This is a genomic window from Streptomyces sp. NPDC059224 (assembly GCF_042754285.1).
GTDB lineage: Bacteria > Actinomycetota > Actinomycetes > Streptomycetales > Streptomycetaceae > Streptomyces.
Genome location: NZ_JBHZAN010000010.1, coordinates 1 through 14,609, shown reverse-complemented (window position 1 = coordinate 14,609; position 14,609 = coordinate 1). Strand labels below are relative to the sequence as shown.

Below are 14,609 nucleotides of genomic sequence, written 5' to 3'. Positions count from 1 at the left end.
GCTCCCGAGTCCGGCATGCCGCGTGAAAGGAGTGGTAAATGTTCCATTCCATCCGATATCTGAGACGAGCCCTCGTCTGGGCGGTCGGCACCGCGATGGTGGCCGCCGTCTCCGTCGTCGTCCTGGCCGTCCAACCGGCCTGGGCGGCCTCCACCGCCACCGGCGGCAGCGGCGCGAGCCTGCCGTACGTCGAGGTGCAGGCGGAGAACTCCGCGACCAACGGCACGAACATCGGCCCCAGTTACACCCAGGGCCAGCTGGCCGACGAGGCGTCGTACCGCAAGGCGACGACACTCCAGGGCACCGGCAAGTACGTCACGTTCACCACGCCGGTGGCGACCAACTCGATCAACTTCCGGTACAGCATCCCGGACACCTCGGGCGGCTCGGTCTACACCGCCGCGCTGTCCCTGTACATCGACGGTGTCAAGCAGCCCGACTTCACCCTGACCAACGCCTACAGCTGGTACTACGGCAGCTACCCGTTCACCAACACGCCGGGCAGCAACCCGCACCACTTCTACGACGAGGCCCACCGGCTCTTCACCACCACCTATCCGGCGGGCACCACCTTCAAGCTGCAGGTCGACGCGGGGGACACCGCCTCCTCGTACACCATCGACTTCGCCGACTTCGAGCAGGTCGGTGCCGCCCTGACCGCGCCCTCGGGGGCGGTGTCGGTGACCAGCAAGGGCGCCGACGCGACCGGTGCGGCCGACGCGACCAGCGCGTTCAACGCGGCGATCAGCGCAGCCGGCCCCGGCGGCACCGTGTGGATCCCGCCGGGCACGTACAACATCCCCGGCCACATCAGCGTCAACAACGTCACGATCGCCGGCGCCGGCATGTGGTACTCGACCGTCACGGGCACGGCCCCCGGCTTCTACGGCAACTCCGCGCCCTCGGCCAGCACGGGCGTACGCCTGCAGAACTTCGCGATCTTCGGCAACGTGCAGGAGCGCGACGACAGCGCCCAGGTCAACGGCATCGGCGGCGCGATGAGCGATTCGACCGTCTCCAACCTGTGGATCGACCACATGAAGGTCGGCGCCTGGATGGACGGGCCGATGGACGGGCTGACCTTCACCGGCCTGCGCATCCGGGACACCACCGCCGACGGCATCAACTTCCACGGCGGTGTCACCAACTCGAAGGTGACCAACAGCGACATCCGCAACACCGGTGACGACGGCATCGCCACCTGGGCGGACTCCGCCCTCGGCGCCGACGCCAACGACACCGTCTCCAACAACACCGTCTCCCTGCAGATCCTCGCCAACGGCATCGCGATCTACGGCGGTCACGACAACACCGTCAGCGGCAACCGGGTGGTGGACTCCGGCATCGCCCAGGGCGGCGGCATCCACGTGGGGCAGCGCTTCACGTCGACGCCGGTCGGCACCACCACCATCTCCGACAACACCCTGATCCGGGACGGCAGCCTCGACCCGAACTGGCAGTTCGGTGTGGGCGCCCTCTGGTTCGACGGCAGCCAGGGCGCGATCAACGGCCCGATCAACGTGACCAACGCGCTGATCCAGCAGAGCCCCTACGAGGCCGTCCAGTGGGTCGAGGGCACCATCAGCGGGGTCAACCTGAACAACGTGACCATCGCCGGTACCGGAACCTTCGCTCTCCAGGAACAGACCGGCGGCGCCGCAAAGTTCACCAACGTCACTGCCACCGGCGTCGGTTACTCGTCCCCGGTGTACAACTGCTCCGGCGGCAACTTCGTCGTCACCGACGGCGGCGGCAACTCCGGCATCAGCGGCACCCCGTACTGCGGCGGCTGGCCCGCCCCGGTCTTCCCGCCCTACCCGTCCGAAGGCGTGACGGCCACCCCCGGCGCGCTGAACTTCGGAGCGGTGGCGACCGGTTCGACCAGCGCGGGGCAGACCGTGACGGTCTCCAACCCGACCAACAGCGCCGCGTCCGTCTCCTCGATCTCGGCCTCCGGCGACTACTCCCAGACCAACACCTGCGGCTCGTCGATCGCGGCGAACGGCTCGTGCACCGTCAGCGTGAAGTTCACGCCGACGGCGACCGGCAGCCGTACCGGATCCCTGACCGTCACCGCGGGCGGGACCACCAACACGGTCAGCCTCTCCGGCACCGGCACCGCGCCGGGCCCGGTCCTGAACACCGACCCGGCGAGCCTGTCCTTCGAGGGCACGGTGGTCGGCTCCTCGGCCACCGCGCAGACGGTGAAGGTGACCAACTCGGGCACCGCGTCGGCGACCGTCTCGGGAGTCTCGGCCTCCGGCGACTTCAGCCAGACCAACAACTGCGCCACCCTCGCGGTCGGCGCCTCCTGCACGGTCAACGTCGGGTTCAAGCCCACCAGCGGCGGCACCCGCAACGGCAGCCTGACCGTCACCAGCAACGCCAACAACAGCCCGACCACCGTCTCCCTGACCGGCAGCGGCATCGACAGCACCACGAACATCGCCGCCGGGCGCCCCGCGACGGCCAGTTCCAGCAGCAGCCCCTACGTCGCCTCGAACCTGACCGACCCGGACGCCTCCACGTACTGGGAGGGCACGAACGGTTCGTTCCCGCAGTGGGCCCAGGTCGACCTCGGCCAGAACTACGGCGTCGGCAAGGTCGTGCTCAAGCTCCCGCCGGCGACGGCGTGGTCGGCCCGCACGCAGACCCTGTCGGTGCAGGGATCCACGGACGGCACCAGCTTCGCCACGATCAAGGCGTCGGCCGGGTACACCTTCGACCCGAACGCCAACAACAACACGGCCACCATCACGTTCAACGCCGCCACGGCGAGATACGTGCGGGTGAACATCACCGCCAACACCGGCTGGAACGCAGCCCAGTTGTCTGACTTCGAGGTGTTCCCCAGCAGTGGCGGCTCCTCGCCGGCGACCCTGTCGGCCGACCCGACGTCACTGACGTATCCCACCCAGGCGCTCAACACCTCCAGCAGCGCGCAGACGGTCACGGTGACCAACACCGGAACCGCGGCCGCCACCGTCTCCGGCATCACCGCCACGGGTGACTTCTCGCAGACCAACACCTGCGGGACGTCGATCGCGGCGAACGCCTCCTGCACGGTGAACGTCACCTTCCGGCCCACCGCGTCCGGCACCCGTACCGGCGAACTCAGCATCGCCAGCAACGCGTCGAACGGCACGACCACGGTCGCGCTGACCGGCACCGGCGCCGGCACGGTGAGCAGGAACCTGGCGGCGGGCGCGGCCACCACGGAGTCCAGCCACACCGACGTGTACCCGTCGTCGAACGTGACGGACGGCAACCAGGGCACCTACTGGGAGAGCGCCAACAACGCCTTCCCCCAGTGGGTGCAGGTGGACCTCGGCTCCGCGCAGAGTGCGAGCCGCGTCGTCCTGCAGCTCCCCGCGGGCTGGGGCGCGCGCAACCAGACGCTGTCCCTGTCGGGCAGCACCGACGGCTCCTCCTTCGCCACCATCAAGTCGTCGGCCGCCTACACCTTCGACCCCGCCACCAACAACACGGTGACCATCACGTTCACCGCGACCACCCAGCGGTACGTCCGGGTGAACATCACGGCGAACAACGGCTGGCCGGCCGGTCAGCTGTCCGAGGTCCAGGTCTGGAACACCTGACAGCCGGACCTGACGGTGCCGCCGGACCCGGACAGGCCCGCGCCCGGCGGCACCGACCACCGAAGGGCAACGTGTCGCGCCCCTCCCACCAGGTCACCGTCACCACCGACGCCCCGTCCGGCACCACCGACCTCGCCCTGCACCGGCCCACCTCGGAGAGCAGCCACACCCAGACGTACGCCTCGGGCAACGCGACCGACGGCGACACCGGCACCTACTGGGAGTCCGCCGGCAACGCCTTCCCGCAGTGATCCAGGTCGACCTGGGCGCCGCCACCGGCGTCCGGCGGATCGTCCTGCACCTTCCCCCGGCGACCGCCTGGGCCGCCCGGACCCAGACGCTCTCCGTCCAGGGCAGCACCGACGGCACCACCTTCACCCAACTGCTCGCCCCGGCGGGCTGCACCTTCGACCCGGGACCGGCAACACCGCCACCCTCACCCTCCCCGCCGCCGTCACCATCCGCCACGTACGGCTCACCATCACCGCCAACAACGGCTGGCCCGCCGGGCAGGTCTCGGAGTTCCAGGTCTTCGGCGCCTGATGCCCCGGCCACCCCGTCCTATAGTTCCTCGCATGAGTCGCTGGCACGAACTGACCGGGGGCACGTCGGGGCACGACTACGCCGCGCGGTTCGCCGCACTGGCCCGCGGCGGAACGGACGTGCACGGGGAGGCACGGTTCTGCGCGGCGCTGGTGTCCGCCGGAGCGCGGGTGCTGGACGCCGGGTGCGGCACCGGACGGGTCATGATCCGGCTCGCCGAACTCGGCTACGACTGCGTCGGGGTGGACCTCGACGCGTCGATGCTGGCCGTGGCCCGGCAGCAGGCGCCCGGACTGGCCTGGTACCAGGCCGACCTGGCCGGGTTCGAGCCCCGCCGGCTCGGCATCGCGGCCGACTTCGATCTGGTGGTCGCGGCGGGCAACATCTTCCCGTTGCTGGCCGCGGGAACCGAGGCCACCGTGGTCACGCGGCTGGCCTCGGCCCTGCGCCCCGGCGGCCTGCTGGTCGCCGGGTTCGGCCTGGACGAGGCCCATCTGCCCGTGCCGCCCGGCATCACCCTGGCCGAGTACGACGACTGCTGCGCCGCGGCCGGCCTGACCCTCACCGACCGCTTCGCCACCTGGGACGCCGACCCCTACGACGGCGGCGGCTACGCCGTCAGCGTGCACCGCCGCCGAACCCTCCGGCTGCCGTGAGCCACCGCTGAAAACCCTGTGGAATCGATGTCGGTGGAGCCGCCTATGCTGCACTCCGATGATCACGCGGATCCTGGGGAGGGCGCGGCATGTTCGGCAAGCTGTTCGGCAGAGGCGGGGAGAGACCGGCGACGGATCCGCACGCCCTTCCCGGCCCGCGCAGGCTGATGAACGGGATGTACACACTGCGCGCCCTCGGCGACACACGGGTGCTCGCGCTGGTGGAGGCCGCCGGCGCCGGCGACTGGACGGCGGTCAGGACGGCGCTGGCCCCCTTCGACCTCGGCCGCGACGACCGGGTCCTCGGTGAACTGGCCGACCTGGACGGTGTGCAGGACTGGATCGGCCGCGCCGTGGAGGAGGACAAGGAGCACCGGGCGACCGCGCTGCTGATATCCGGCGCGCGCCACGTCAGCTGGGGCTGGGAGGCCCGTACCCGGGCCAGTGCCGTGGACGTCACGCCCGAGCAGTGGCGGGTCTTCCGGGAGCGGCTCGACATCGCCGAGGAGCAGCTGCTGGAAGCGGCGGAGCTGCGGCCGGAGTGGGTCACCCCGTGGCGGCGCCTGCTCACCTCCGGCCGTGGCATCTCGCTCGGCCGCGCGGTCAACGAGACCCGCCTCGACGCCGCACTGCGCCGCGACCCGCTGAACCTGGAGACCCACGTCGAGTGGGTGTCCTACCTCCAGCCCCGGTGGAGCGGCGAGCCCGGCGAGGCCCTCGCCTTCGCCCGCGCGGCCTTCGCCGGAGCGCCCGACGGCCATCGCCTCGGCTGTGTGGTCGCCCTCGCGCACATCGAGGACTGGGTCGAGTCCAGCCGCAAGAACTGCCTCATCACCCCGGAGATCCAGGACGAGTTGATGGACGCGGCCGAGCGCAGCATCCTCCACCCCGACTACGAGCGCCGCCCCGGCTGGCAGCACGACTTCAACGTCTTCGCCATGGCCCTGTCCCTGGCATCGGAGCGGATCGCTCTGCCGTACGTCTTCCGCGAGCTGGGCGGCGCCTACACCACCTGGCCCTGGAGGTACATGGCGGAGCCGGAAAAGATGTACGCCCGCGCCCGGCGCAACGCCTGACCCCGCCACCCCGCCCGCCGCTCATCTCACCCCGGACTGCCCGATGACTCTGTCCCACACCCCTTCGAGCCCGGCCGCCGGCGCCGACCGCACCTTCCAGGTGGATCTGCGCGGCCTCGTCGATCTCCTCTCCCACCACCTCTACTCCAGCCCCCGCGTCTACCTGCGGGAACTCCTGCAGAACGCGGTGGACGCGCTGACCGCGCGGCGCGGCCTCGAACCGGGCGCCCCCGCCGGCGCGTTCGGCATCCGCCTGTACGCCGACGGTTCGGTGGTCCGGGTGGAGGACGACGGCGTCGGTCTCACCGAGGCCGATGTCCACACCTTCCTCGCCACCATCGGCCGCAGCAGCAAAAGGGCCGACAAGATCGCCGAGCAACGGGCCGACTTCATCGGCCAGTTCGGCATCGGCCTGCTCTCCTGCTTCCTGGTCGCGGACGAGATCCTCGTCCTGAGCCGGTCCGCCCGCACCCCCGACGCCCCCGCCGTGGAATGGCGGGGACGCGGCGACGGCAGCTACTCCGTCCGCGCCCTGCCCGCCTCCGCCCGACCGCGGCCCGGCACCACCGTCACCCTGACGCCCCGCGCCGACACCGGCGAGTGGACCCGGCCGGTTCAGGTACACGCGCTGGCCCGGCACTTCGGCTCCCTGCTGCGACACCCGGTGACCTTCGACGACGGCACCGGCGGCCCCGGCGCGCCCGTCAATCCCGAACCCGCACCCTGGGCGCGCACCTACCCCACCCCGGGGGCACGCTCCCGTGCGCTGGCCGCCTACGGCGAGGAGACCTTCGGGTTCACCCCGCTGGACACCATCGAGCTGGACCTGCCGGCCGTGGGTCTCAAGGGCATCGCGTGCATCCTGCCCGACGCGGTGCCGGCCGGACGCCGCCACGGCCACCGTGTGCACGTCAAGGGCATGCTGCTGTCCGAGCAGGCCGAGGAGATCCTGCCCGAGTGGGCCTTCTTCGTCCGCTGCGTCCTCGACGCCGAGAGCCTGCGCCCGACCGCGTCCCGTGAGTCCCTGTACGAGGACGACACCCTCGCCGCGGTCCGTGACGCGCTGGCCGAACGGCTGCGCGCGTGGATCGCCCGGACCGCCGCCAGCGATCCCGACCTCCTCGGCCGCTTCCTCCAGGCCCACCACCTGGCCGTGAAGTCCCTCGCCGTGCACGACGACGAGATCCTGCGGATGCTGCTGCCCTGGCTGCCGTTCGAGACCACGGCCGGGCACGCCACGCTCGACGAGTTCGCCCGCACCCACCGCACCGTCCTGGTCACCTCCAGTGTGGAGGAGTTCCGGCAGGTCGCGGCGATCGCCTCGGCCGCCGGGCTCGGCGTCGTCAACGGCGGCTACACCTACGACCGCGAACTGGTCCACCGGCTGCCGGAGATCAGGCCGGAGGTCAGCGTCGCCGACCTCGACCCGGCGACCCTCACCGCCCACCTCGACCCCGTCGACCGGGAGACGGAACTCGCCGCCGCGGCCTACCTCGCCCAGGCCCGCGACGCGCTCGCCGTCTTCGACTGCGACGTCGCGCTGCGCACCTTCCAGCCCGCCTCGGCGCCGGCGCTCCTCCTCGACAGCCGTGAGGCCCGGCACGAACGCACCCGCTCCCAGCTCGCCCGTGAACAGCAGGGCGGGGTGTGGGGCGACATCCTCGGCCACCTGCGCCAGGAGGCCCCGCGGGCCCAGCTGATCCTCAACCAGCTCAACCCGCTGGTCCGCACCGCGGTCGCCATCGAGGAACCGGATCTGGCCCGCACCAGCGCCGAAGCCCTCTACGGGCAGGCCGCGATGCTCTCCCGGCGCCCGCTCAGGCCCGCCGAGTCGAGCCTCATCAACCGCTCCTTCCTCGACCTCCTCGCCCACGCCCTCCGCAAGGACAGCTGACGATGCCGACCGCACCCCATCCGCAGAACACGGACGAGCTGTACCGGGCGCTCCAGGAGAACGACCGGCGCCCCCACGGCCGTTCCCGCACCGTCAGGGCCGAGGAACTGGTCGAGACCGCCGAGCAGTTCGCGGAGCCGCGTCCGCTGGTCCAGGCGCTCTTCGCACTGCAGAATGCCTACAACTACGGCGCCGAGCCCAGGAAGTCGCCCGTCGTCTTCGCCCGTGTCCTCACCCTCTTCGACGAGCAGCCCGACGTCTTCGACGAGCGGCTGCGGCACACGCTGTTCTGGCGGTTCAAGTGGGTCGCCAACGCCCTTGTCGCGTTGCCCGAGATACCGCTGGCCAGCCTGCGCCAGTGGCTGACCGAGATGCGCGACCGGTACGAGAAGGCCGGTCTCGGACTCCAGCCCTACTACGGACAGGCGTACCACCTCGCCGCCCACATCGGCGAGGACACCGACCTGGCCTTCGAACTGTGGGCGGGACGGGCCCGTACCCGGCTCAGCGACTGCGAGGCCTGCGAGATCTGCGACCGCGCCCTCCACCACCTCGCGGCGGACGACGACGAACGGGCCCTGCGCACCTGGGAACCCGTGCTGGCCGGGAAGGAGTCCTGCCAGGAGGAACCCGCCCGCTCCGTCTCCCACGCGCTGCTTCCGCTGCTGCGCCTCGGCCGTACCGACCAGGCCCGCGAACTGCACCTCGTCGGGTACCGGGCCTGCCGTCGCAACCCCTCGATGTCCGGCGAGGTCGCCCGGCACCTGGAGTTCTGCGCGCTGACCGGCAACGAGGCGCGCGGCCTGGAGCTCCTCGCGGAGAACCGGAACCTGTTCGACGACGTCGACTCGCCGCTGGACCAGCTGGCCTTCCTCACCGGCGTCGAGGTCCTCCTGCAGCGGGTCGAACTCCTCGGCCACGGCGAACTGCCCGCCGCCGGCTACCCGGGCCGCACCTGGACGGTGGCCGGCCTGCGCGCCGAGGTGCACCGCCGGGCCGACGACCTCGCCGCCCGCTTCGACGCCCGCAACGGCACCACGGCCCACACCGACCGGCGTGCCGCCCGGCTCGGCCGTGCCCCCCTGCTGGACGCGCTGGAACTGACCCTGCGTACCCGCGTCCTCGACGACGTGGCCCAGGCCGCCCCGCCCGCCGTCCGCCCGGCCGCCACCGCCCTGCCCGAGTCGCTGCCCGAACTCATCGTCCGGGCACGGGAGCTGGATGAGCGGGGACACCCGGACGCGGTGGCCTGCTGGGCTCGGTTGCGCACGCTCGTCGCCGACCGCGGCTACGTCCACCCGGACGACCCGGACGTGCGGCCGCTCGCCCATCTGCGCGCGGACCTGCTGGCCGACGAGGCGGGCCGGGCGGGCCAGAAGGACGAGTTCGACCGGGCGGTCGCCCTGTGGGAGGCGGCCGCCGGCCTGTACGACGAGGCCGGCGCGCCCGGTCACGCGGCGCTCGCCCGCGCCTGCGGCCTGCTGCCCACGGCGGACATCCCCGCGGCGGGCGGCGACGGAGCCGAGGCGAAGGCCGTCGCGCTGACCGCCGTCCACGACGCCCTGGTCCGGCTGAACGAGGAGACGACCGCCCTCGCCCCGTACCAGGAGGCCCGGCTGCTGCGGCTGCGGGCGAGCGCGCTCGGCCTGCGGCTGCAGGCGACGGGGAACGACGAACACCTCGCGCCGGTGCTCGCCGAGGTGGACCTGCTGCTCGACTTCGCCACCCGGCACGAGATCGCCTCGCAGATCTCCGGCGGCCGTCTGCTGCGGGCCACCACGCGGGCCCTGTCCGGCGACCTCCCCGCCGCGGTCACGGAGGTCGACGCGCTCCTCGACCGGCTGCGGGCACAGGGCCCCGCCTGGCACCTGCCCCGCACGCTCGGGCTGCGCGGCCGGCTCCGGCTCGGCCTCAGGGACGCGCAGGCCGCGCACACGGACCTGACCGAGGGCCTGCGGCTGGCCGCCGACTGGCCCTCCGACTCGGCCGACACGGCCCGCCTGCACGGTGACCTGGCGCTGGCCTGCATGCGCCTGGGCCGTCCCGAGGAGGCGCTACGGCACCTGACACGCTCCGCGGAGCGGGAGCTGCGCCACGGCAGCCGGACGGAGGCGCTCTGCACCTACGGCAACGTGGCCCGGCTCAGTCTCGAACTCGGACGCGTCGAGGACTGCATCGCGCTGCTCGACTCGCTCCTGGCCGAACCGGACGTCGCCGCCGGTGAGGTGGACGACCGTCTCGTCGCCCAGCTGCGCCTGTACCGCGCCCGCGCGTTGCACGCGGGGGAGGACCTCAAGGCCGCCACTGCCGAGTTCGTCGCCCTCGCGGCCGAGTCGGCCGGCTGGGACGACGATCCCGGGAGCCACGCCGGCATCGCCGCGGAGACCGCCGTACTCCTCGCCGAGTCCGGTGAGTTCGGCCGGGCCCGTGCGGCCGCGGACCAGGCCCTCGCCGCGCACTCCCTGGCCCCGCGCTACGAGCAGCTCAGCAGCAGCCTGCGTGAGATCGCCCGCCTCCAGGCCCAGCGGCAGGGTGCCGAGGGACTGGCCGACGCCCTCGCCCTCCTCGCGGATGCGGGCAGGGTCGCCGACGAGGCCAGGGCCGCGGAGTACGAGTCCCTCGACCGCTCCCTGGACAGTGCCCTCGCCTACGAACACGGCCGGGTCAACGCCTACGCCGGCGAGTACGAGACCTCTCTGGCCGCACTGGACAAGGCCCTCACCCTGCTCGGCGAACCGGGACCCGACGACGGCCACGCCGGAGAGTGGGCCGAGTGCGTCCGGCTCGCGTCCGTCGTGGAAGGCCTCTACCTGGAACGCCCCGCCCCCGCCCTCACCCGCCTGGACGCGGCGGTCGGCCGCCTCACCGCCCAGGGCAGGACCGAGGAGACCGAGTCGCTGACCTCCCTGGCGGCCCAGCTGCGCGACGAGAGGTGAGGACGAGGGACGAGGCCAGGGGCGCGGACCAGGGGCGGGAGGGCCGCGCACAGCCCTTCCGCCCCGCTGCGCACCGACCGTGACCTGCTGCTCCAGGGGTACCGCGTCCTTCCTGCCGAGGCCTGTCCGCGCCGGACGGGGAGCCTTTGCTGAGGAGTCGTCACACCCGCAAGGAATCCGGCGGTTCGCCGCCGCCTCCGGTCCCTCCCGCGCGGGGGCGGGTCCGCGTCCGGCACGGCACCGACCCGCGAGGACGCCGCGGCCGCCGTGCGACGGCCGCGGCCGGGCGCCCGCCCCGCCGTGAACTTCGCGCTCAGAAAGTCTTGTTGGCCTCGTTGACACGCCACAAGCACAGGCGTTTCACTCGACACTCGTGCATGGCAACGTTGTCAGGCCGTGGGAGCGACCCGAACTGTTGCCTGTCGCCGGCATTCCGGTGTTTTTCGGCGCGCCGACACCTGATGTGCGAAGCACGAACCGCTGCGGAGGCAACCGATGGTGAGACCCCGACGTCCAGCTGCACCAGCCGACCGAGCAAGATTCCGCCGACGCCTGGTCGCCGTGTGCGTCCTTGGCATGGCGGCCCTTCCGCTGCAGGCGCTCGGCAGCGCCCAGGCCGCGGGCAACGCGACACCGCCCCTCGTGAAGGACCCCGCATCCCTCGTCAACCCCCTGATCGGCACCTCCGGTGCGGTGGACACCTTCCCCGGCCCCGACATGCCGGCCGGCATGGTGCAGTGGGGCCCCGACACCACCCCGCACCGCCCCGACGGCGGCGGCTACGAGTACGCCGACAGCAAGATCTCCGGCTTCAGCCTCACCCATGTCTCGGGGCCGGGCTGCCCTGTCGCGGGCGACCTGCCGATCCTGCCGGTGACCGGTGCGCTGTCGGGCGACCTCGGCGGCACGTCCGTCGGCTTCGGCCACGACAAGGAACAAGCCGCCGTCGGCTCCTACAAGGTCACCGACGCGAACGGGGTCGCCACCGAGCTGACCGACACCACCCGTGCCGGCATCGGCACCTTCACCTTCCCCTCGGACCGGCAGGCGAACCTGCTGTTCAAGCTCAGCGGGGGCGCCACCCAGGTGGACGGAACCCGCGTCCAGGTGGTGAACAGCAAGGAGATCAGCGGCGCGATCGACAGCGGCCACTTCTGCGGCGCCGCCAACCGGTACACGCTGCACTTCGACGTCAAGTTCGACCGCCCGTTCACCGCGAGCGGCACCTGGGTCGGCAGCACCATCACCCCCGACGCCACGTCGCTGAAGGCCGGCAAGGTGGTGCAGACCCCGAAGAAGTCCACGTCGGCACCGCTGAAGGAGAAGCACTTCACCGTCCCGGCGAAGCCGGCCCCGACGGTCCACAAGAACGGCGGCAAGACCGCCGCCGCGTCCGCCCAGCCGCCCACGACCGGCGCGAACGGCATGTACCTCACCTTCGACACCTCCGCGAACCCCAAGGTGACCGCGAAGGTCGGTGTCTCGTACACGAGTGACGCGAACGCGGCGGCCAACCTCGGCGCCGAGATCGGCAGCTGGAACGTCGGCGCCGTCGAGAAGGCCAACCACGACGCCTGGAACACGGTGCTGAAGAACATCCAGGTCGGCGGCGGATCCACCGACCAGCAGACGCAGTTCTACACCGCGCTCTACCACGCCCTGCTGCACCCGAACGTCTACTCCGACACCAACGGCCAGTACATGGGCATGGACAACCAGGTCCACAAGCTGGCCAAGGGGCAGCAGGCCCAGTACGCCAACTACTCGGGCTGGGACACCTACCGCTCCCAGACCCAGCTGATGGCGCTGGTCGAGCCCAAGGTGGCGAGCGACGTCGTCACCTCGATGCTCAACGGCTACGACCAGACCGGCCTGCTGCCCAAGTGGGCCTCGAACAACGGCGAGAGCTACGTGATGGTCGGTGACCCGGCCGCCGGCATCATCGCCGACGCGTACGCCTTCGGCGCGACCGGCTTCGACACGGACAAGGCCCTCGCGGCCCTCCAGCACGAGGCCACCGTCCCGAACAACGACCGCCCCGGCGAGTCGGTGCGGGACGCCGAGGGCTACCTCCCGCTCGACGAGAGCTACGGCTGCTGCAACTTCTACGGCCCGGTCTCCACCCAGCTGGAGTACGACTCCGCCGACTACGCCCTCGCCGCCTTCGCCAAGTCGCTCGGCAAGACGTCGGTCTACGAGAAGTTCGCCACCCGCGCCCAGGACTGGATGAACGTCTTCAACCCGCAGTCCGGCTACCTCCAGGCCAAGAACAAGGACGGCCAGTTCGCGAGCGGTTTCACCCCCGGCACCTCCAACGGCTTCGTGGAGGGCACCTCGGCCCAGTACACACCCATGGTCCCCTTCAACCTGAAGCAGCTCATCCAGGCCCGGGGCGGCACCAAGGCGTACTCGTCCTACCTGGACAGCCTGCTCGACGACATCACCCGTCCCGGCAGCACCGACGCCGACCTGAGCAACGAGCCCAGCGTGGAGATCCCCTGGGAGTACAACTACACCGGCGAGCCCTGGAAGACCCAGGCGGCCGTCCGTGACGCCCAGCAGGACCTGTACTTCAACGCCCCGGTCGGCTCCTTCGGCAACGACGACCTCGGTGCCATGAGCTCCTGGTACGTCTGGTCCGAGCTGGGCATGTACCCGGAGACCCCGGGCGCGGACACCCTGGTGCTCGGCAGCCCGGTGTTCCCGGTGGCCCAGGTGACCCTGGGCGGCGGAAAGACGGTGCGGATCAACGCACCGCAGGCCGCGACCGACGCGCCGTACGTTCAGTCGCTGAACGTCAAGGGCAAGGCGTGGAACGCCTCCTGGCTCACGTACCAGCAGTTCAAGGGCGCGGGCACGCTCGACTACACGCTCGGCACCCGGCCGAACACCTCCTGGGCGTCCGGCCCGTCGGCGGTGCCGCCGTCGGACACCACGGGCGGCGGCCGGGTGCTGGCGGCGACCGGTCCCGGCAACGGCCTGGTCCTCCAGCCGGGCGCGAGCGACGACAGCACCCTGGACCTGACCAACCTCGGGGACAAGGCCGTCACGGTCGACTGGACGGCGGCGGCGCCCGCCGGCGTCACCCTGGGCAGCGCGTCCGGCTCGCTGACCGTGCCCGCCTCGGGCAGTGCCGAGGCGAAGGTCCACGTGACGGCGGGTCCGGACGAAGGCACGTTCCCGGTCACGTTCGCCCTGACCGACCACGACACCGGTGCGGCGCTGTCCGGGGCGGCGCTCCGGGTCGCCGTGGCCAAGGCCGGTGCCCTGTGGCCGTACGACACCAACGAGGGCATCTACCCCGACGGCACCGGCTACTCGGGCGGCTTCGACGGCGGCGGCTGGGCCTACTCGCAGAACGCGCTGTCGGCGGCCGGTGTCACCAGCGGCTCCACCCTCACCGTGGACGGTGTCTCCTACACCTGGCCGACGGTGAAGTCCGGGCAGCCCGACAACCTGGAGATGGCCGGCCAGACCATCCCCATGCCGGCCGGCACCTCGGGCGCCTCGCTGGGTCTGCTGGGCTCGGCGACCAACGCGCCCACCGACGGCAGCGGGGTCTCCGGCACACTGACCGTCACCTACACCGACGGCACCACCTCGCAGGCGACGGTCGGCTTCTCCGACTGGACGCTGAACGGCGGGCCGAGCAAACCGCTGCCGGGTGACACGACGGCCGTCAGCACGGGCTACCGGAACACCGGGAGCGGCGGCCGGGACAACGTGAAGACGTTCGTCTTCGCCACGAAGGTACTGCTGGACGCGAGCAAGCAGGTGGCGTCGGTGACGCTGCCGGTGACCGGCTCGACCGGCACCGACCACCTGTTCGCCTACGGCTTCGGCCAGTAGGCCTGACCCAGCACGGACGAGGGGGCCGGTTCCCCTGGGCGCGCGCCCAGGGGAAC

At 71.8% G+C, this 14,609-nt stretch carries 6 protein-coding genes and 1 pseudogene; all 7 read left to right on the top strand.

Annotated features, from left to right (window positions below):
- The first annotated feature begins 38 nt into the window (after positions 1-38).
- The 7 genes and pseudogenes from ACFXI4_RS12420 (at position 39) to ACFXI4_RS12390 (ending at position 14,553) form a co-directional block, all read left to right on the top strand.
- Positions 39-3,599, top strand: coding sequence for a choice-of-anchor D domain-containing protein (locus ACFXI4_RS12420; RefSeq protein WP_384989814.1), 3,561 nt, complete (start codon positions 39-41; stop codon positions 3,597-3,599).
- A gap of 65 nt (positions 3,600-3,664) precedes the next feature.
- Positions 3,665-4,142: pseudogene (locus ACFXI4_RS12415) on the top strand (discoidin domain-containing protein); the annotation flags it as partial.
- A 32-nt stretch (positions 4,143-4,174) separates the two neighbouring features.
- Positions 4,175-4,798 carry a class I SAM-dependent methyltransferase gene (locus tag ACFXI4_RS12410; RefSeq protein ID WP_384989813.1) on the top strand — a complete coding sequence of 208 codons (624 nt, stop codon included), beginning with the start codon at positions 4,175-4,177 and terminating at the stop codon, positions 4,796-4,798.
- Positions 4,799-4,887: 89 nt separating this feature from the next.
- Entirely contained in the window at positions 4,888-5,874 is a 987-nt protein-coding gene (locus tag ACFXI4_RS12405) for a hypothetical protein (protein WP_384989811.1), read from the top strand.
- A 43-nt stretch (positions 5,875-5,917) separates the two neighbouring features.
- Complete coding sequence (locus ACFXI4_RS12400; RefSeq protein ID WP_384989809.1) at positions 5,918-7,768, top strand: HSP90 family protein; 1,851 nt, start codon at positions 5,918-5,920, stop codon at positions 7,766-7,768.
- Between the two features lie 2 nt (positions 7,769-7,770).
- A complete protein-coding gene (locus ACFXI4_RS12395; RefSeq protein WP_384989807.1) occupies positions 7,771-10,704 on the top strand; it encodes a hypothetical protein in 2,934 nt (977 codons plus the stop codon).
- Between the two features lie 576 nt (positions 10,705-11,280).
- Positions 11,281-14,553, top strand: a complete 3,273-nt coding sequence (locus ACFXI4_RS12390) for a GH92 family glycosyl hydrolase (RefSeq protein ID WP_384989806.1) — start codon at positions 11,281-11,283, stop codon at positions 14,551-14,553.
- The last annotated feature ends 56 nt before the right edge of the window (positions 14,554-14,609 follow it).